This window comes from Xanthomonas sp. 1678 (genome assembly GCF_031455575.1).
GTDB lineage: Bacteria > Pseudomonadota > Gammaproteobacteria > Xanthomonadales > Xanthomonadaceae > Xanthomonas_A.
In genome coordinates, this window is sequence record NZ_JAVDSZ010000008.1 from 38,245 (window position 1) to 56,469 (window position 18,225).

At 70.5% G+C, this 18,225-nt stretch carries 16 protein-coding genes; 13 read left to right on the forward strand and 3 right to left on the reverse strand.

All coding sequences use genetic code 11. The annotated features are described in order from the left end of the window. Positions 1-51: 51 nt before the first annotated feature. Both J2Y70_RS14805 and J2Y70_RS14810 read right to left on the reverse strand, forming a co-directional pair. The gene (locus J2Y70_RS14805) at positions 52-630 is read right to left on the reverse strand and encodes a YdcF family protein (RefSeq protein ID WP_263398553.1); all 579 of its coding nucleotides are present in this window, start codon (positions 628-630) and stop codon (positions 52-54) included. A 23-nt stretch (positions 631-653) separates the two neighbouring features. After that, positions 654-1,613, reverse strand: a complete 960-nt coding sequence (locus tag J2Y70_RS14810) for a pyridoxal-phosphate dependent enzyme (RefSeq protein ID WP_309919038.1) — start codon at positions 1,611-1,613, stop codon at positions 654-656. Positions 1,614-1,777: 164 nt separating this feature from the next. Here J2Y70_RS14810 and J2Y70_RS14815 point away from each other — a divergent pair, with 164 nt between their 5' ends. From J2Y70_RS14815 to J2Y70_RS14825, 3 genes are all read left to right on the forward strand, one after another. Continuing rightward, the gene (locus J2Y70_RS14815) at positions 1,778-2,335 is read left to right on the forward strand and encodes a hypothetical protein (RefSeq protein WP_309919041.1); all 558 of its coding nucleotides are present in this window, start codon (positions 1,778-1,780) and stop codon (positions 2,333-2,335) included. Positions 2,336-2,836: 501 nt separating this feature from the next. After that, a complete protein-coding gene (gene mnmG, locus J2Y70_RS14820; protein WP_309919043.1) occupies positions 2,837-4,726 on the forward strand; it encodes a tRNA uridine-5-carboxymethylaminomethyl(34) synthesis enzyme MnmG in 1,890 nt (629 codons plus the stop codon). Positions 4,727-4,774: 48 nt separating this feature from the next. Beyond that, positions 4,775-5,593: a nucleotidyltransferase domain-containing protein gene (locus J2Y70_RS14825; protein ID WP_309919046.1), complete on the forward strand. Its 819-nt coding sequence runs from the start codon at positions 4,775-4,777 to the stop codon at positions 5,591-5,593. 423 nt (positions 5,594-6,016) lie between these two features. Here J2Y70_RS14825 and J2Y70_RS14830 read toward each other — a convergent pair whose 3' ends face one another. After that, complete coding sequence (locus tag J2Y70_RS14830; RefSeq protein ID WP_263112047.1) at positions 6,017-6,874, reverse strand: PA4780 family RIO1-like protein kinase; 858 nt, start codon at positions 6,872-6,874, stop codon at positions 6,017-6,019. 373 nt (positions 6,875-7,247) lie between these two features. Here J2Y70_RS14830 and J2Y70_RS14835 point away from each other — a divergent pair, with 373 nt between their 5' ends. From J2Y70_RS14835 to J2Y70_RS14880, 10 genes are all read left to right on the forward strand, one after another. Then, complete coding sequence (locus J2Y70_RS14835) at positions 7,248-7,790, forward strand: gamma carbonic anhydrase family protein (RefSeq protein WP_263396085.1); 543 nt, start codon at positions 7,248-7,250, stop codon at positions 7,788-7,790. 89 nt (positions 7,791-7,879) lie between these two features. Further along, positions 7,880-8,794 carry a DUF2167 domain-containing protein gene (locus J2Y70_RS14840; protein WP_263396086.1) on the forward strand — a complete coding sequence of 305 codons (915 nt, stop codon included), beginning with the start codon at positions 7,880-7,882 and terminating at the stop codon, positions 8,792-8,794. A gap of 240 nt (positions 8,795-9,034) precedes the next feature. Further along, on the forward strand, positions 9,035-9,721 hold the full coding sequence (locus tag J2Y70_RS14845) for an RDD family protein (RefSeq protein ID WP_309919052.1): 687 nt from the start codon (positions 9,035-9,037) through the stop codon (positions 9,719-9,721). Then, entirely contained in the window at positions 9,718-10,731 is a 1,014-nt protein-coding gene (locus tag J2Y70_RS14850; protein ID WP_309919056.1) for a stage II sporulation protein M, read from the forward strand. The genes J2Y70_RS14845 and J2Y70_RS14850 overlap by 4 nt, the downstream gene beginning before the upstream one ends. Then, entirely contained in the window at positions 10,721-12,415 is a 1,695-nt protein-coding gene (locus tag J2Y70_RS14855) for a DUF4129 domain-containing protein (protein ID WP_309919059.1), read from the forward strand. Before J2Y70_RS14850 ends, J2Y70_RS14855 begins: the two co-directional genes overlap by 11 nt. Beyond that, complete coding sequence (locus tag J2Y70_RS14860) at positions 12,412-13,593, forward strand: DUF4350 domain-containing protein (RefSeq protein ID WP_263396090.1); 1,182 nt, start codon at positions 12,412-12,414, stop codon at positions 13,591-13,593. Before J2Y70_RS14855 ends, J2Y70_RS14860 begins: the two co-directional genes overlap by 4 nt. Continuing rightward, positions 13,590-14,582 (forward strand): MoxR family ATPase, encoded by a 993-nt coding sequence (locus tag J2Y70_RS14865; RefSeq protein ID WP_263396091.1) that lies wholly within the window; start codon positions 13,590-13,592, stop codon positions 14,580-14,582. The genes J2Y70_RS14860 and J2Y70_RS14865 overlap by 4 nt, the downstream gene beginning before the upstream one ends. Positions 14,583-14,748: 166 nt before the next feature. After that, the gene (locus J2Y70_RS14870; RefSeq protein ID WP_309919064.1) at positions 14,749-16,047 is read left to right on the forward strand and encodes a DUF58 domain-containing protein; all 1,299 of its coding nucleotides are present in this window, start codon (positions 14,749-14,751) and stop codon (positions 16,045-16,047) included. A gap of 324 nt (positions 16,048-16,371) precedes the next feature. Further along, positions 16,372-17,982: a ShlB/FhaC/HecB family hemolysin secretion/activation protein gene (locus tag J2Y70_RS14875; protein ID WP_309919067.1), complete on the forward strand. Its 1,611-nt coding sequence runs from the start codon at positions 16,372-16,374 to the stop codon at positions 17,980-17,982. Between the two features lie 30 nt (positions 17,983-18,012). Beyond that, complete coding sequence (locus tag J2Y70_RS14880) at positions 18,013-18,204, forward strand: hypothetical protein (protein WP_309919070.1); 192 nt, start codon at positions 18,013-18,015, stop codon at positions 18,202-18,204. The last annotated feature ends 21 nt before the right edge of the window (positions 18,205-18,225 follow it).

Here is an 18,225-nt window from a genome sequence, read left to right on the forward strand (position 1 = left end):
GCCACCACCTTCTGCCATGCGGAAGGCCCATGATACGGCGGCCGGGCGCGCTCAGGCGCCCGGCGCCACCAGGTCGCGGTGGAAGAAGTAGACCTCCTGCACCAGGAAGCGCCAGCGGGTTTGGAAGCTGCGGAAGCGGGTGCTCGGCGTCGAGGACGCCAGCGCGTCGATCTGCAGCTCCCGGCACAGGCGCAGCGCGCGCGCCATGTGCAGTGGGTCGCTGACCACGATCGCCCGGTGCAGGCCGTGGGCGCGCATCAGTTCGCGCGCCTGGATCAGGTTCTGGCGGGTAGTACGCGAGACGGTCTCGATCAGGATCGCATCGTCCGGCACGTCGTGGCGCAGCGCGTAGCGGCGCGCCACCTGCGATTCGGCGAAGCGCGCGCCGTTGCCGCCGAAGCCGCCGGTGAAGATCAGGGTCGGCGCGTAGCCGCGCTGGTACAGGTCCAGGCCGTGGCGGATGCGTTCTTCGAACACCGGCGAGGGCTTGGCGTCGTAGGCCGCCGCGCCGAGCACGATGATCGCGTCGGCCGGCGCCGCCTGGTCGCGGTCGCCGACCCACACGATGTAGATCGCCACGCCCAGCAGCCACAGGCTCAGCACGGCGCCGAGCCGTCCGATCCAGCCCAGCCAGCCGCGCCGTCGCCGCGGCTTCAAGCCGTCCCCCACGGCAAGGCGTCCAGGTCGACGTTGCCGCCGGACAGGATCACCCCGACCCGGCGCCCGGCGAAGCGCTCCGGCTGCGCCAGCACCGCCGCCAGCGCGATCGCCGAGGAGGGCTCCACCACCTGCTTGAGCACCTGCCACAGCAAGCGCATCGCCGCCACCGTCGCGGCGTCCTCGACCACGATCGCCTCGGCGTGGCCGTGCAGCAGCGCGAAGTTGGGCGCCCCCAAGGTGCCGCGCAGGCCGTCGCAGAGGGTGTCGGGGACGAAGTCCAGGCGGCGCTCGCCGGCCGCCAGCGAACGCGCGGTGTCGGCGGCGCCGGCCGGCTCGGCCAATAGCAGGCGCGCCTGCGGCGCCAGTGCCGACAGCGCCAGGCGGCTACCGGCGGCCAGGCCGCCGCCGCCGACCGGCACCACCAGCAGGTCCAGCGGGCCGCTGGCGCCGAGCAGTTCCAGCGCCGCCGTGCCCTGGCCGGCGATCACCGCGGGGTCGGTATAGGGATGCACCAGGGTCGCGCCGGTCTGCTGCTGCACCTGCGCGCACAGTGCCTCGCGCGCGGCGATCGTGGCCTCGCACTGCCACAGGGTGGCGCCGTGCCGGGCGATATTGGCCAGCTTGGTCGCGACCGCGCCCTCCGGCACCACCACATGGCAGCCGATGCCGCGGGTGCGCGCGGCCTGCGCCAGCGCCGCGCCGTGATTGCCGGAGGAATGGGTGACCACGCCGCGCGCGGCCTGCGCCTCGCTCAATGCCCATACCGCGTTGCAGGCGCCGCGGAACTTGAACGCGCCGCCGCGCTGCAGGTGCTCGGCCTTGAAGTGCAGGGTCGCGCCGGTCAGGGCGTCCAGCGCCTGCGAGCGCAGGACCGGGGTCACCCGGGCATGCGGCGCCAGACGCGCGGCCGCGGCCGTCACATCGGCGAAAACGGGCAGTGAAGATGAGAACATGCGTGAAAGGTTAACGTATCGGCATAGGCTCGCGCCGCCACAGCTACCGGCGCAGCGCAGCCGTTGCGCGCGACTTAAGCGTTCAATCAACGACGAAGCGGGTTAAGGGGGCATTCAATGCAACGCGCAGAACCTGTCAGTCAGCCTCTGGGAGAGGAATCGCCATGAACATGCGCCTGATCTGGGCCGCTGGACTGCTGGCCACGCTGGGCGGCTGTGCCACCTACGACTACGCCGGCAGCGACCAGGGCGGTTATTACCGCGGCTCGCCCTCGGTCGAATACCGCTATCCGCCCGGCTATTCCAACGGTTACTACCCCTACGGCGCCGTTCCCTACGGCTATGGTGCCGGCTACTACGGCTATGGCTACTACGGCTATGGCGGCCCGTACTACTACCGCGACCGCGACTACTACGGCCCGCCGCGCCACCGTCCGCCGCCGCGCCCGCGGCCCGACGACAATGGCCGCCCGCCGGACCGTCCGCCGCCGCCCGTCATCGGCGGGCGCGACCGGGGCAAGGCGCCGTGGCGCGACATGGACCGGCTGCGCCGTCCGGACGCGGCCAGTGCCGCTCCGCGCCCGCAGTCGATGCAGCCCCGCCCGGCGGCCGCGCCGCGCCCGGCGGCCGCGCCGCGCCCGGCCGCGGCACCACGCCCGGCTGCGCCGCGACCCGGCAATCTGGGTCGCAGCAATGGGACGCGGCGCACATTAGAGCCCTAAGAAAGTGCTTGATTTCACGCAGGCACAAGACGCACTCTACGTCGTACGGGGTGACCGCCTGCGTCGCTTTATGACCCGCTAGGGATCGCCCCACCGTCTATGTCGATGTCCGACAGGGAAATCTGGATCCCCCCTGTTCCGGCCCTGTCGGGCGTCGGCGCCTAAAACGAAAAGCCCCGGTTCGCCGGGGCTTTTCGCGTTCGGGCCCTGCGGTTGCTGGCTTCGGGGCCGAATCGCGGACATAAAAAAGGGCCGGCAGTCCCCCGACTACCGGCCCCCAGCTCCCCCAACGTGCGCGTGACTGGCCCCTGTTCCAATTCCAGTCGTACGCCCCTGACGCAATGCCACGTTGGGTGCAGTAGGGATATCTGCAGATGCCGTGCCAACTTTAGGGCCGAATCCGCAAACTGTGATGCAACCGCTAAAATTCCCGCTTTCCGGCGTTCGCGACCCTGCGAGCGCCCCCATTCCGGCCCCCGCGGCCCGGTTGACGAGTTCCTGATGAGCGATTCCTTCTACCGCTACGACGTCATCGTGATCGGCGGCGGCCACGCCGGCACCGAGGCGGCGCTGGCGGCCGCGCGCGCCGGCGCGCGCACCCTGTTGCTGACCCATAACGTGGAAACCGTGGGCGCGATGAGCTGCAACCCGGCCATCGGCGGTATCGGCAAGGGCCATCTGGTCAAGGAGATCGACGCGCTCGGCGGGGCGATGGCGCATGCCGCCGATCTGGCCGGCATCCAATGGCGCACGCTCAATGCCTCCAAGGGTCCGGCGGTGCGCGCCACCCGCTGCCAGGCCGACCGCAACCTGTACCGCGGCGCGATCCGGCGCCTGGTCGAGGCGCAGCCGAACCTGACCCTGTTCCAGGCCGCCGTGGACGAGCTGATCGTGGCCGGCGAGTGCGTACGCGGCGTGGTCACCCAGACCGGCCTGCGCTTCGAGGCGGCGGCGGTGGTGCTGACCGCCGGCACCTTCCTGGCCGGCAAGATCCACATCGGCCAGACCCAGTACGCCGGCGGCCGCGCCGGCGACCCGCCGGCCACTGCGCTGGCGCAGGCGCTGCGCGACGGCCGCTTCGGCGTGGACCGGCTCAAGACCGGCACCCCGCCGCGCATCGACGGGCGCAGCCTGGACTACGCGGCGATGGAGGAGCAGCCCGGCGACGATCCGCTGCCGGTGATGTCCTTCGTCGGCGACGTCGGCCAGCATCCGCGCCAGGTCTCGTGCTGGATCACCCACACCACCGAGCGCACCCACGCCATCATCCGTGGCGCGCTGGACCGCTCGCCGCTGTACACCGGCCAAATCGAGGGCATCGGCCCGCGCTACTGCCCGTCGATCGAGGACAAGGTGGTGCGCTTCGCCGAGAAGGCCAGCCACCAGATCTTCGTCGAACCCGAAGGCCTGGACGTGGCCGAGATCTATCCCAACGGCATCTCCACCTCGCTGCCGTTCGACGTGCAACTGGAACTGGTGCGCTCGATCCGCGGCTTCGAGCGTGCGCACATCACCCGCCCCGGCTATGCGATCGAATACGACTTCTTCGACCCGCGCGGGCTGAAGGCCTCGCTGGAGACCAAGGCGATGCCCGGGCTGTTCTTCGCCGGCCAGATCAACGGCACCACCGGCTACGAGGAAGCCGCCGCGCAGGGCCTGATCGCCGGACTCAACGCCGCACGCCAGGTGCGCGGGCTGGAGCCGTGGTCGCCGCGCCGCGACCAGGCCTACATCGGCGTGCTGATCGACGACCTGATCACCCACGGCACCACCGAGCCATACCGCATGTTCACCAGCCGCGCCGAATACCGGCTGCAGCTGCGCGAGGACAACGCCGACGCGCGCCTGACCGGCATCGGCCGCGAGCTGGGCCTGGTCGGAGAGACGCGCTGGGTGCGGTTCCAGGCCAAGCAGGAGGCAGTGGCGCGGGAGAACGAACGGCTGCGCGCGCTGTGGGCCACGCCGGGCAACGCGCTGGGCCGCGAGGTCGCGGCGACGCTGGGCGTAGCGGTCAGCCGCGAGACCACCGTGCTGGACCTGATCAAGCGCCCGGAACTGGGCTATGCCGCGTTGATGCGGGTGCCGTCGCTGGGCCCGGGCGTGGACGACGCGCAGGTCGCCGAACAGGTCGAGATCGGCATCAAGTACGCCGGCTACCTGGACCGCCAGCGCGACGAGATCGCGCGCCAGCAACGCCACGAGGACACGCCGATCCCCGAGACCTTCGACTACGCGCAGGTGCGCGGGCTGTCGGCCGAGGTGCAGCAGAAGCTCGAGCGCGTGCGCCCGCAGAGCGTGGGCCAGGCGCAGCGCATCCCCGGCATGACCCCGGCGGCGATCTCGCTGCTGCTGGTGCACCTGGAGCGCGCGCGGCGCAGCCGGGTGGCGTAAGCGGCGGCTGCGCGGCATCCTGTCCCGCCCCTACAAGGACGACAGGCCATGGAGATCCACCCGCTCGCGCCGGACAAGCGCGCCGCCGTGCTGGACGCCCTCGACGGCATTGAGCGCAGTCACGATGTACGCATCCTGCTGGCCTGCGAGTCCGGCAGCCGCGGCTGGGGGTTTTCCTCGCCCGACAGCGACTACGACGCGCGCTTCGTCTATGTGCATCGGCCGGAGTGGTATCTGACCGTCAACGAACGCACCGGACCGGGCGAGCCGCAGCGCGACGTGATCGAACTGCCAATCGACGCCGACCTGGACGTCAGCGGCTGGGACCTGCGCAAGGCGTTGCGGCTGGTGTCCAAGTCCAACCCGACGCTACTGGAATGGCTGCAATCGCCACTGGTCTACCGCCAGGATCCTGCCGCCAGCGCCGCACTGCTGGAGATGGCGCGCGGGTTCTACTCGCCGCTGGGTACCTGGTGGCACTACTTCAACATGGCCAAGAGCAACTACCGCGGCTATCTGCGCGGCGAACGCATCCGCACCAAGAAATATCTGTACGTGCTGCGCCCGGTGCTGGCCTGCCAATGGATCGAACGCGGGCACGGGATGCCGCCGATGGCCTTCGAGCTGCTGCTGGAGGCGCTGCTGCCGTCGGGGCCGCTGCGCGACGCGATCGATGCCTTGCTGGAGAAGAAACGCGCCGCCGCGGAAATCGAGGACGGTCCGCGGGTCCCGGCGATCAGCGACTTCCTGGACGCCGAGCTGGCGCGCATGGGCGCCGCCGCGCCGCGCCTGGCGGCTGGCAGCGGCGATCCGCGGGCGCTGGATGCGCTGTTCCGCCAACTGATCCGCGCCGATGCCTCCGCTTAGCGTCGGGTACATCGCGCATGCCCCTGTAGGAGCGGCTTCAGCCGCGACGAGCGAAGTGGTGGATTTGCGGCAACGAAGCGCGTCGGGCTGAAACCCCTCCCGCATTACACCGAACGCGTTGCCGCAAGCCCTTGTGGAAACGACTTCAGCTACGACCAACGAAGCGGAGGAGTTGCCGCACTTGAAAGCGCCAAGGCCGAAGTCTCTCCTGTCAATCACGATCAGCAACATGAGGCGAATAGCGCGCCACCAACCGCACCGCTTGCACGCCAGCCGTGCATCCAGCTGCCGGAGATGGCGTACATGTGATGAACATCGTCATCGGCCACCGCTGCGCCAGGCAGCGCACGGTGGCGAGCGGCGCGCTTCGGCGAGAACACGTTCTCTGCAGCGCGCCCTGTCGCGGCGCACCGCCGCGTGCGCTCAGTCCTCGTCCGCCGCGGCCTCGCGGCCCTGCTGGCGGATGATCGCTTCCTGACGCGCATCCTCGATCGAATCGCGCACCGCACGCACGTCGGCGCGGCGGGTGTCGAACACGAAGCGGCCGGTGAGCGCGCTGTCCGGGCGTAGCTCGCCCTTCTCGTACAGCGCCCACATCTCCTCACCGTAATGGGTTTCGTTGAGCTCGGGGGCGAAGCGGCCCAGGCAGTCGCGCAGGTTGTGCACGTCGCGCAGCAGCATGTCGCGCGCGGCGTTGTTGCCGGCGGCGCTGACCACCTGCGGGAAATCGATCACGATCGGGCCGTCGGCGGCGACCAGCACGTTGTATTCGGACAGGTCGCCGTGCACCAGGCCCAGGCACAGCATCTTCACCACGTCGCCGATCAGCTGCGCATGGAACGCGCGCGCCTGCTCCGGCTCCAGCTCCACCTCGCCTAGCCGCGGCGCGCTCTGCCCGTCGGCATCGGTGACCAGGTCCATCAGCAGCACGCCGTGGAAATACCCGCGCGGTTGCGGCACGTGCACGCCGGCGTCCACCAGCTGGTACAGGGTGTTGGCCTCGGTGTCCTTCCACGCGGCCTCCTGCTCGCGGCGGCCGAACTTGGTCGCCTTGCCCATCGCCCGCGCCTGGCGGCTGCCGCGCACCTTGCGGCCCTCCTGGTACTGCACGCGCGCCTGGAAGCTGCGCTGCGCCATGTCCTTGTAGACCTTGGCGCACAGCACCTCGTCGCCGGCCTGGACCACGTACACGGCGGCCTCCTTGCCACTCTTGAGCGGACGCAGCACGCTGTCGATGACGCCATCCTCGATCAGCGGCTGCAGGCCCTGGGGGGTTTTCATCGGACGCGGGGCACCTTGGGGGGAAAACCGGATTATGGCGCAACCGCGCCTCGGCGCCCGGCCGCCGCCGCGCCGCTGTCTACGCTGGCGGAGTAAAGTAGCGGCGCCGCACCCGCCGATGGCGGCCGTCGCGGCCGTATTCCACGTATCAACACGGCAGAGGGTGTCATGAGCAAGGGCCTGGACCAGAAGAAGAGCGACAAGAAGCAGCCGACCAAGACGCTGAAGGAAAAGCGGGCGGCCAAGAAGGAAAAGAAGAAGTAGCCACGGCCGCCTGCGGGCGGTCGCGCAGCACCCGGGGCGGCGGCGAGGCCGCGCACGCTATCATCGGCGCGCGCGACATCGCCGTCGCTTTTTCCGTCTGGAGGCCCTCGTGAACCCCTTGCGTCCGTTCCTGGACAAGACGCCGCAGCTCGGCGCCCGCGTCTACGTGGATCCGGCCTGCACCATCATCGGCGACGTGGTCCTGGACGAGGACGTGTCGGTGTGGCCGGGCACGGTGATCCGCGGCGACGTCAACCACGTGCGCATCGGCGCGCGCAGCAACATCCAGGACGGCACCATCATCCACGTCAGCCACCACAGCCCGTTCAACAAGGCCGGCCATCCGACCCTGATCGGCGCCGACGTGACCGTGGGCCACGGCACCATCATCCATGCCTGCACCATCGAGGACCTGTGCCTGATCGGCATGGGCGCGTGCATCCTCGACGGCGCCACGGTGAAGAAATACGGCTTCGTCGGCGCCGGCGCAGTGGTCGGGCCGGGCAAGACCGTCGGCGAGCGCGAACTGTGGCTGGGCAACCCTGCACGGCTGGCGCGCACGCTCAGCGACAAGGAGGTCGAAAGCCTGCACTACTCCGCCCAGCACTACGTGCGCTTGAAGGACCGCTACCTGGGCAGCGCCGCCGGCTAGGGTGTCCGCCGGCGGGCGATTGTCGAACGCGGCGCTTTGCGCGACACTGCGCGCCTCTGGCGTGGGGACGCCACCGAACGGATTCGACGATGACCAAGACGCTTTCGCTGCGCGGCCTGCTGGCCGCTTTCCTGCTTGCGCTCGGCGCCGGCGCCGGGCCGGCCATGGCCGAGGACGGCGAGGACGGCATGACCGCCGAGCAGTTCGTCGCCTCGCTGCAGTTCCAGGACGGCCACATCGAAGTGCCGCAGGCCAAGGTCCATTTCGACCTGAACCACGACTTCCGCTATCTCGGCAAGGACGACGCGCGCCGGGTGCTGGAGACGTACTGGGGCAATCCGCCCGACGACACCGTGCTGGGCCTGATCGTGCCGCGCCAGCCCGCGCTCGACGAGCAGGGCAGCTGGGCGGTGGCGGTCACCTATGCCGACGACGGCTACGTGTCCGACGAGGACGCCAGCAAGATCGACTACAAGGACATGCTCGCGGACATGCAGAAGGAAACCCGCGAGGAGAACACGCAGCGCAAGGAAGCCGGCTACGAGACCGTGGACCTGGTGGGCTGGGCGGTGCCGCCGCGCTACGACGCGGCCAACAAGAAACTGTACTGGGCGCGCGAACTGGCGTTCCAGGGCAACGAGGGTCACACCCTCAACTACGACATCCGCGTGCTCGGCCGCCACGGCTACCTGAGCCTCAACGCGATCGCCGGCATGGACGAACTGGCACAGGTGCGCGAGGGCATGCAGCAGCTGCTGCCGATGGCCGAGTTCGACAGCGGCGCGCGCTATGCCGACCACAACCCGTCCACCGACAAGATCGCCAGTTACGGCCTGGCCACGCTGATCGGCGGCGGCCTGGCGGCCAAGGCCGGCCTGTTCGCCAAGCTCGGCCTGGTGCTGGCCAAGGCTTGGAAGCTGGTGGCGCTGGCGCTGATCGCGCTGGCCGGCGGGATCGGCAAGCTGTTCTCCGGGCGCAAGCGCGACGGCGGCACGGTGCGCTGAGCTGGCCGCGCAGCGCCGATCGCCCGACCGGTGCCGCATCCTGCGCCGGCGCCACGCCGTCGCGCTGGCGGCAGCGCGACAACGGCGCACCGGCTGGGCAATTGGCGCCGCGCCGGCTAAAGTCTAGGTTCGGAGCAGGACGCAGTCGAGATCACGCATGCCGCCACAGGCAGCCGGCCGGACGGAAGAACGGCCACCCTACATCGCAGGCGCGCACACGCGCCGCGCCGCGACCCGGCGATGAGCGGCATGCTCGACACCTACCGTGAAGTGATCACGCCCGAAGGCGTGCCGCTGCACCTGCCGGCCGCCGGCGCGGTGCCGCGCGCGCTGGCCTGGCTGATCGACCTGGCGGTGCGGTTCGGCGTGCTGACCCTGATGGGCATGCTGCTCGGCGCGCTCGGCGGCTTCGGCCAGGGCCTGTACCTGGTGGCGATGTTCCTGGTGTTCTGGGCCTACCCGATCGTGCTCGAAGGCTGGCTGGGGCAGACCCTGGGCAAGAAGGCGCTGGGCCTGCGCGTGGTCTCGCGCGACGGCGCGCCGGCCGGATGGATGGCGGCGATCACCCGCAACCTGCTGCGCACCGTGGACATGCTGCCGTTCGGCTACGCCATCGGCCTGATCGCCTGCCTGTTCGACGTGCACGCGCGGCGCCTGGGCGACATGGTCGCCGGTACCCTGGTGATCCACCAGCCGCCGCGCCACGAAGCGGCCTTGCCGCCGATCGCCAGCGCGGTCGCGCCGCCGCGCAGCCTGCTGCCGGCCGAGCAGGCGGCGTTGATCGCCTTCGCCGAACGCGCGCCGCGGCTGGCGCCGGCACGGCAGCTGGAACTGGCGACGCTGGCGCTGCCGCTGACCGAGACCCCCGGCCAGGGCGGCGTGCTGCGGCTGTACGCGATGGCCAACTGGTTGCTGGGGCGGCGATGAGGCAGGAGCAGTTCATCGCCCGCCACCAGCACGAGTGGGAGGCCTTCGAGACCTGGCTGCAGACGCATGGACGCAAGCGCGCCGCGGATGCGCCCGACCACGCCGCGGACGCGGCGCGGCTCGCCGACGAGGACGTGCCGGCGCGCTACCGGCGGCTGTGCCAGCAGTTGGCGCTGGCCCGCAAGCGCGGCTACAGCCCGCTGGTCACCGCGCGTCTGCAGCAGCTGATGCAACAGGGCCACACCGAACTGTACCGGCCGCCGCGGCCGCGCTGGCGGCGCGCGGCCGAGTTCCTGTTCGCCGATTTCCCGCAGCTGGTGCGCAGCCAGGCCGGCTACATGGCCGCGGCCACCGCGCTGTTCGTGGTGCCGCTGGTCACCATCTTTGTGCTGCTGCAGTACCGGCCGGAACTGATCCACGGGCTGATGGATCCGATGCAGGTCGCGCAGATGGAGCGGATGTACGACCCGGCCGCGGCCGCGCACAAGCTCGGCCGCGACAGCGGCGACGACTGGCAGATGTTCGGCCACTACATCATGAACAACATCAGCATCGGCCTGCGCACCTTCGCCAGCGGCCTGCTGGCCGGGCTGGGCACGGTACTGGTGCTGCTGTTCAACGGCATCACCATCGGCGCGGTGGCCGGGCACCTGCACCAGATCGGCTATGGGGTCACGTTCTGGCGCTTCGTCGCCGGGCATGCGCCGTTCGAACTGACCGCGATCGTCATCGCGGGCGGCGCCGGCCTGCAACTGGGCCTGAAGCTGCTGGCGCCGGGCCGGCGCCGGCGCATCGACGCGCTGGTCGAAGGCGGCGTGATCGGCGCCAGGCTGTGCCTGGGCGTGGCGTTCATGCTGCTGATCGCCGCCTTCATCGAGGCGTTCTGGTCCTCGATCGGGTCGTTGCCGGCGGTGGTGAAATACAGCGTGTCCGCTGCGCTGTGGACGCTGGTACTGGTGTGGCTGTGGCGCGGCGGACGCGGCATGGCGGAGGCCGGCGATGCGGATTGAGCGCCTGGACGTGGTGTTGCGCGCGCGCTCGGCCTGGGAGGCGATGGAGCTGGGCAGCGCGCTGGTGCGCCGCCATGCCGGCGCGATCTGGAAGCCGTGGCTGCTGTTCACCCTGCCGCTGTTCGCGCTGCTCAATCTCGGCGCCTGGGCGATCGACCAGATCTGGCTGGCCGGGCTGCTGCTGTGGTGGCTGAAGCCGGTGCTGGACCGGATCCCGCTGTTCGTGATCTCGCGCGGCGTGTTCGGCGACGTGCCGCGCGTGCGCGACACGCTGCGCGCGCAATGGCGCTGGGGTTGGGGCCCGATGTTCGGCTACCTGACCTGGCGCCGGCTGAGTCCGGCGCGCACCGTGTTCCTGCCACTGGAACTGCTCGAAGGAGCCAGTCCCGAACAGCAGCGGCAGCGCCGCCGCACCCTGGGCGGCGCGGTCTACGGGCATGCGCTGCTGCTGGCCAGCGTGTGCTGGCATTTCGAACTGATGCTGTGCCTGGCCTGCATCGCCGCGATCCTGATGTTCGTGCCGGTCGACCTGCTGCCGGAGACGCTGCGCGCGGCCTGGGCGCTGATCGGCGAGGAAAACCCGGCCTGGGCCGATATCGGCCTGAACCTGTTCGGCTGGCTGGCGATGACGCTGATCGAGCCGTTCTTCGTCGGCGCCGGCTTCGGCCTGTACCTCAACCGCCGCACCGAGCTTGAAGCCTGGGACGTGGAGATGGCGCTGCGCCGGCTGCGCGAGCGGCTCAGCGGCGCCGCGCCGCTGCTCCTGCTGGCCGTGGTCCTGCTCGCTGCGCCGGGTGCCGCGCTGCGCGCGCAAACCGCAGCGCCGGGCAGCGACGCTCCGGTAGCGGCCGACCCGCATGCGCCGTCCTCCGACCCGGCGACGGAAGCGCCGCACGACGCCGCCAACGCCGCGGACGACGGCACCGCGATGGGCGATCCGGCCAAGACCCAGGACGATAGCGATGACGAAGACGAAGACGCCGCCGAGCCGGTGGCGCTCGACGACATCTTCGACACCGTCCCCGCCGCCGACGCGCGCTTCGATCGCGCCGCCGACCGCGCCTACGAGGATGCGCTGCTGTCCGGCAAGCGCAGCATCGGTTACTGGAAGAAGCGCGACCGCGACGAGGAACAGAAGGAAAAGAAGCCCGACGCCAAGGCCAACCCCGGCGCGATCGCGGCCTTGGCCGCCAGCGTGGGCCGGGTGTTCGCGTTCATCGGCGAATGGGGCATGTGGCTGCTGGCCGGCGTCCTGGTGCTGGTGCTGCTGCTGACCGTCAAGCACTGGCTGCCGTGGATGCGCGGCGGCGTGCGCCGGCGTGCGCCGGCCGAGGCGCCGGTAGCGCATGCGCCGGTGCTGGCGCCGGAGCCGCTGCCCGACGACGTGCCGACCCGCGCGCGCCGCCTGTGGCGCGAAGGCCAGCAACGCAACGCGCTGGCGCTGCTGTACCGGGCCAGCGTGCAGACCGTGTGCGAACGCGCCAACCTGGTGTTGCCGCCGGGCGCCACCGAGGCGCAGTGCCTGCGCGCATCCAGGCGCCTGCCCGAGGAAGCGGACCGCGGCCTGTTCGCGCGCATGGTCCGCACCTGGCAGTACGCCGCCTACGCCGGCCGCCTGCCCGACGATGCCGCCTTCGACGCGCTGCTCGACGAACTGCAGCAGCAATACCGGTGGCGCGCATGAACAGCGGCACGCGCAATGCGCTGATCTTCCTGCTCGGCCTGATCGTGGTCGGGGTGCTCAGCGCCTGGTTCCTGGGCCGCTACGAACGCGCCGAGCGCCAGCTCGTGCTGCCGCCGCGCGGCGAGGCCGCGTACAACCCGCTGTACGCGTTGCGCCAGACCTTGCGCGCCGACGGCGTGCGCGCCGAGTCGCGGCAGCGCCTGGACCTGGCGGCGATGCAACTGCAGCCGCACGACAGCGTGCTGCTGCTCGGCGACCCGCGCACCTTGAGCAAGGCCGACAGCGATGCGCTGCTGGCCTGGGTCGAGCGCGGCGGGCACCTGATCCTGCGCACGCCGTCGGCCGATGACGAAGCGAGCAAGCCGCCGATCCTCGACGCGCTGGGCGTCGAGCTCGAAGAGGGCGAGCCGGGCGGCTGCCTGCATCTGGCCATCCCCGGCCAGCCGCAGCACGACGAGTTCTGCAACGGCCGGCGCTTCCAGATCGATGAGGATGCGGCGATCAACTGGTGGGGCGGCAGCGAGGACTATGCCTACGCGCGCCTGCCGCACGGCGACGGCAGCGTCGACGTGCTGGCGGAAATGGATTTCCTGCAGAACGGCAGCAATGGCGACAACCGCCTGGACGACGACGCAGCGGACGCGGCGCCGACCCCGCCGCGCGGCGGCCTGCGCGACGTGCCGCATCGCCTGCTGGCCCGGCAGATCCTGGCGCCGAACTATGGCCTGGGCACCGTGCACCTGGTCTACGCGGCGGAACTGCCGTCGCTGTGGGCCACCCTGTTCACCCGCGGCTGGCCGGCCTGGCTGCCGGCGCTGCTGATGCTGCTGGCCTGGCTGTGGTCGCGCACGCAACGCTTCGGCCCGCTGCGGGCAGCGCCCGCCGGCGACCGCCGCTCGCTGCTGGAACACGTCCGCGCCAGCGGCGAGCACCTGTTCCGCTACGGCAAGGCATCGCTGCTGTACGCGGCGATGCGCCAGGCGTTCCTGGCGCGGCTGCGCCGGCGCGCGCCGCTCGCCGCCGCGCTGGAGGGCCCGGCCCAGGCCGCCGCCATCGCCGAGCGCCTGCAGCTGTCGCCGGCCCAGGTCGAACAGGCGTTGCAGCCGCCCGCGCCCAAACAACACGCCGCCTTCCGCGATCGCATTCGCCTCCTCGTCCAGATGAGAAACCAGTTATGACCACCGCCCCCGCCGAATCCGTCGCCCCCCTCACCGGCCCCGCCCTGATCGAACGCGTCGAGGCGATCCGCGACGCGGTCGGCCAGGCCTTCATCGGCCAGCCGGAGGTGCTCGAGCAGATCCTGATCGCGCTGCTGGCCGGCGGCCACGTGCTGATCGAAGGCGTGCCCGGGCTGGGCAAGACCCTGCTGGTGCGCGCGCTGGCGCAGGCGCTGGAACTGAACTACGCGCGCGTGCAGTTCACCCCCGACCTGATGCCCAGCGACGTCAGCGGCCATGCCGTGTACGACCCCAAGACCGAGAGCTTCAAGATCCGCCGCGGCCCGGTGTTCACTCACCTGCTGCTCGCCGACGAGATCAACCGCGCCCCGGCCAAGACCCAGTCGGCGCTGCTGGAAGTGATGCAGGAAGGCCAGGTCACCATCGAGGGCAAGGCCTTCCCGCTGGCGCCGCCGTTCCTGGCCCTGGCCACGCAGAACCCGGTCGAGCAGGAAGGCACCTATCCGCTGCCGGAAGCGCAGCTGGACCGCTTCCTGCTGAAGATCCTGATCGACTATCCGCAACTGGAGGACGAGAAGCGGATGGTGGAAGCGGTCACCACCGGGCGCAGCGCCGGCGACTTCGACCTGTCGCAGGTGCCGCGCGTGCTCAGCGCCGACGACGTGGTGGCGATGCAGCTGGGCACCGCGGCGATCGCGGTGGACCCGCAGGTGATCGACTACGCGGTGCGCATCGTCGCCGCCACCCGCAGCTGGCCGGGCATCGCGCTCGGTGCCGGCCCGCGCGGCAGCATCGCCCTGATCCGCGCCGCGCGCGCGCAGGCGGTGCTGTCCGGCCGCGACTTCGTCACCCCCGACGACATCCGCGACATCGCCAAGCCGGCGCTGCGCCACCGCATCGCCCTGGCCCCGGAACTGCAGATCGAAGGCCAGAGCGCCGACGACGCGCTGGGCGCGTTGCTGGCGAAGGTGGAGGCGCCGCGGAAATGAGGCTGCTTGGGAAGCGGGACCGGGGACCGGGGACCGGGGACCCGGACAAGCGCGGCATCGGCGCTGCGGATACCTGGATCCTGGCTTGCAGCCACCGCAGCCCGACCCCGCGTCCGCCCCATGACCACCGGGTCCCCGGTCCCTGGTCCCTGGTCCCGACGTCCCCATGAGACCCGCCCCGCCCCTGCTGGTCCTGCTCGGCCTGTGGGCGCTGTGCGGCCTGGCCGCGGCGTTGCAGTTCCTGCCGCTGTGGCCGTGGCAGGCGCTGGGCGCGGCGATCGGCGCGATCGCGGCAATCGATGCGTGGCGGCTGTGGCGCCGGCCGACGCCGCAGCTGCGCCGCGAGCTGCCCGAGGCCTTGCCGCTGGGCGTGGAGCGCGAGGCCGGGCTGCGCATCGACAGCGCGCAACGGCAGACGCTGGACGTGTTCGACCTGGTGCCCGGCGGCTGGTGGATGCAGGGCATGCCGCGGCGGGTGCGCGTGCCCGCCGCCAGCGAAACCCACCTCACCTACCGGCTGCGCCCCACCGCGCGCGGCCGTTTCGAGTTTCCCGGCACGCACCTGCGCCTGCACTCGGCCTGGCGCCTGTGGCGGCAGCGGCGCGTCGCCGGCGCGGTGCAGACGGTGCGCGTGTACCCGAACTTCGCGCCGCTGACCCGCTTCGCCCTGTTCAGTGCCGAACAGGCGTCGCGGCTGGTCGGCGCGCACCTGAAGCGGCGCCGCGGCGAAGGCACCGACTTCCACCAGATGCGCGAGTACCGCGTCGGCGACAGCCTGCGCCAGATCGACTGGAAGGCCACCTCGCGCGCGCGCAAGCTGATCTCGCGCGAATACCAGGACGAGAAGAACCAGCAGCTGCTGATGCTGATCGATACCGGGCGACGGATGATGGCCAGCGAAAGCGGCCTGTCGCATTTCGACCACGTGCTCAACGCCGCGCTGGTGGTGTCGTACCTGGCGCTGCGCCAGGGCGATGCGGTGGGGCTGATGGCCAGCGGCGGCGACGCGCGCTGGGTCGCGCCGCAGCGCGGCATGGGCACGGTCGATGCGCTGCTGCGCGCCAGCTACGACCTGCAGCCGCAGGCGGTGGCCACCGACTACCTGGTCGCGGCCACCGAACTGTCGCTGCGCCAGCGCCGGCGTTCGCTGGTGATGCTGGTCAGCAACGTGCGCGACGAGGACATCGAAGACCTGCTCGCCGCGGTGCGGCTGCTGCAGCGCCGCCACCTGGTGTGCGTGGCCAGCCTGCGCGAGCGCGAGCTGGACCAGGCGCTGGCGCAGGAGGTCGGCGACCTGCAGCAGGCGGTGCAGGCCGGCGCGGTGGCGCGCTACCTGCAGCAACGCGGCGACGCCCACGAGGCGCTGCGCAGCCACGGCGTGATGGTGCTCGACGTCACCGGCGAGGAACTGCCGGGCGCGCTGGTGGAGCGCTATCTCGCGGTCAAGCGCGACGGATTGCTGTAGTCCCGCGCTCGCCGCGCGGACGATGCCGTAGACAAGTCTGCGCGGCGCCGCAACGACGCTGCGCTGCCGGCTGAGGCGTTTATGACCGGATGAAACAGGCGCTCGGCCGTGCCGCGCTTCGCGCTGCGTGGTCCGCGCGTTGATGCACTACGCATTTATATTTCACGCGTCGCCATTTTCTTGGCAGTTGTGGCAGAAACTTTACAGCCGCCGTCACAAAAGCGTTCGCGGATAGTCATTTATCGCTCCTAAGGTCCTCGCCGCATTGCAGCGGTCTTCATAAGCGGCAGCACGCCGCGCGCCGAAGTCAGGGGATATTTTCAGATGGAGTTGCGAATCTTCGCAGCGCTCGGCTTGGCCGTGTGCGGCGCGCCGTGCGCCTTCGCCGCGGACGCGCCGACCGCGCGTTTCGACGTGATGGCCTACCAGGTCGTCGGCAATACCGAACTGAGCGCGGCGGACATCGAGCGCGTGGTGTATCCGTTCCTCGGCCCGCAGCGCAGCGAGGCCGACGTGGAAGCGGCGCGCGCCGCGTTGCAGACGCGGTACGCCAACAAGGGCCTGGCCACGGTGGCGGTGAGCGTGCCCGAACAGGATGCGGGCAACGGCCTGGTCACCCTGCAGGTGAGCGAGCAGCGCATCGGCCGGCTGCGCGTGAACGGCGCCAGCTATTTTTCTCCGGACGCCGTCGAGCGTGGCGCGCCGTCGTTGAAGGAAGGCACGGTGCCCAACTTCAAGGACGTGCAACGCGACATCGTCGCGCTGAACCAGTTGCCCGATCGGCGGGTGACGCCGGACATCAAGCCCGGCGTCGGGCCGAACACGGTGGACGTCGATCTGAACGTGGACGACAACCTGCCCCTGCATGGCTCGGTGGAACTGAACAATCGCAGCAGCGCCAACACCAGCGACCTGCGCCTGAACGCCACGCTGCGCTACGACAACCTGTGGCAGCGCGGCCACAGCATCAGCCTCTCGGCGCAGACGGCGCCGGAGCGCACCTCCGACGCCAAGGTGCTGTCACTGTCCTACCTGGCGCGCCTCACCGATTCGCCGTGGTCGCTGCTCGCCTATGCGGTGCGCAGCGACAGCGACATCGCGGTGATCAGCGATTTCAACGTGATCGGCAACGGCACCCTGGCCGGCGTGCGCGCGATCCGGGCACTACCGGCGCAAGCCGGGTTCTTCCACTCGCTGAGCCTGGGCATCGACTACAAGGACTTCAAGGAAGAGTCCAATTTCGGCGCGAGCGTGGACTCCTCGCCGATCAAGTACTACCCGCTCAATCTCGCCTACAACGCCGACTGGGCGGGCGAGCGCACGCACAGCAGCTTCGGCGCCACCTTGACCGCCAATCCCGGCGGTCTCGGTGCCGGTGCCGACCGCTGCGGCAACGACCATTGCAATCCTTCCGCGCCGGGCAGCTTCGACTACAAGCGCTACAACGCGCGCCCGAACTTCTTCCACGTGCGCCTGGAAGGCTCGCATACGCGCACGCTGGGCAAGGACGTTCAGCTGTTCGGCCGCGCGCAGACGCAGCTGGCCGCCGAGCCGTTGATCAGCAACGAGGAAATGAGCATCGGCGGCATGGACACGGTGCGCGGCTATAAGGAAAGCGAAGCGCTGGGTGACTACGGCGTGACCGCACAGCTGGAACTGCGCAGCCCCTCGTTCGCCAGCTGGTTTGGTGCCGCCGCGCAGGAGGCGCGCGCGCGCGCCTTCGTCGACGGCGGCTACGTGCGCATCCACAAGCCGCTGCCCGAGCAGACCCCGAGCGAGACGCTGGTCAGCGTCGGCATCGGCGCGACAGCGCAATTCTTCGACCACTTCAACGGCTCGGTCGATCTCGCCGCGCCGCTGTCGCGGCCTGGCGGTGACAACGCGCCGAAACAGGACGATTTGAACGTGCTGTTCCGGGTGTGGGGCGAGTTCTGAATCCGGCTTCTCTGCCAAGGAAATTTAGTTATGAAGACCTCCGCAATTTCCAGCTCGATCGTCGGCAACGCGCGCTACGGCGCCACGCTCGGCAGCCGGTTCGGTGTCGCCATGGGCAGGCCGCATGCGGGCACCGCCATCGACGTCAAGCACCGCGGCCCGGGACGCGCGCCGATCGGGACGCAGTACGCCGGCGTGGCCGGATCCACCGGTTCCAACTAATCCACCACTCATGACGGATGC

Bases quoted from the DNA above. Each gene is read 5' to 3' on its own strand.
- J2Y70_RS14810 (WP_309919038.1), bottom strand. From the start codon at position 1,613: ATGTTCTCATCTTCACTGCCCGTTTTCGCCGATGTGACGGCCGCGGCC.
- J2Y70_RS14815 (WP_309919041.1), top strand. From the start codon at position 1,778: ATGAACATGCGCCTGATCTGGGCCGCTGGACTGCTGGCCACGCTGGGC.
- mnmG (WP_309919043.1), top strand. From the start codon at position 2,837: ATGAGCGATTCCTTCTACCGCTACGACGTCATCGTGATCGGCGGCGGC.
- J2Y70_RS14825 (WP_309919046.1), top strand. From the start codon at position 4,775: ATGGAGATCCACCCGCTCGCGCCGGACAAGCGCGCCGCCGTGCTGGAC.
- J2Y70_RS14830 (WP_263112047.1), bottom strand. From the start codon at position 6,874: ATGAAAACCCCCCAGGGCCTGCAGCCGCTGATCGAGGATGGCGTCATC.
- J2Y70_RS14840 (WP_263396086.1), top strand. From the start codon at position 7,880: ATGACCAAGACGCTTTCGCTGCGCGGCCTGCTGGCCGCTTTCCTGCTT.
- J2Y70_RS14845 (WP_309919052.1), top strand. From the start codon at position 9,035: ATGAGCGGCATGCTCGACACCTACCGTGAAGTGATCACGCCCGAAGGC.
- J2Y70_RS14850 (WP_309919056.1), top strand. From the start codon at position 9,718: ATGAGGCAGGAGCAGTTCATCGCCCGCCACCAGCACGAGTGGGAGGCC.
- J2Y70_RS14855 (WP_309919059.1), top strand. From the start codon at position 10,721: ATGCGGATTGAGCGCCTGGACGTGGTGTTGCGCGCGCGCTCGGCCTGG.
- J2Y70_RS14860 (WP_263396090.1), top strand. From the start codon at position 12,412: ATGAACAGCGGCACGCGCAATGCGCTGATCTTCCTGCTCGGCCTGATC.
- J2Y70_RS14865 (WP_263396091.1), top strand. From the start codon at position 13,590: ATGACCACCGCCCCCGCCGAATCCGTCGCCCCCCTCACCGGCCCCGCC.
- J2Y70_RS14870 (WP_309919064.1), top strand. From the start codon at position 14,749: ATGAGACCCGCCCCGCCCCTGCTGGTCCTGCTCGGCCTGTGGGCGCTG.
- J2Y70_RS14875 (WP_309919067.1), top strand. From the start codon at position 16,372: ATGGAGTTGCGAATCTTCGCAGCGCTCGGCTTGGCCGTGTGCGGCGCG.
- J2Y70_RS14880 (WP_309919070.1), top strand. From the start codon at position 18,013: ATGAAGACCTCCGCAATTTCCAGCTCGATCGTCGGCAACGCGCGCTAC.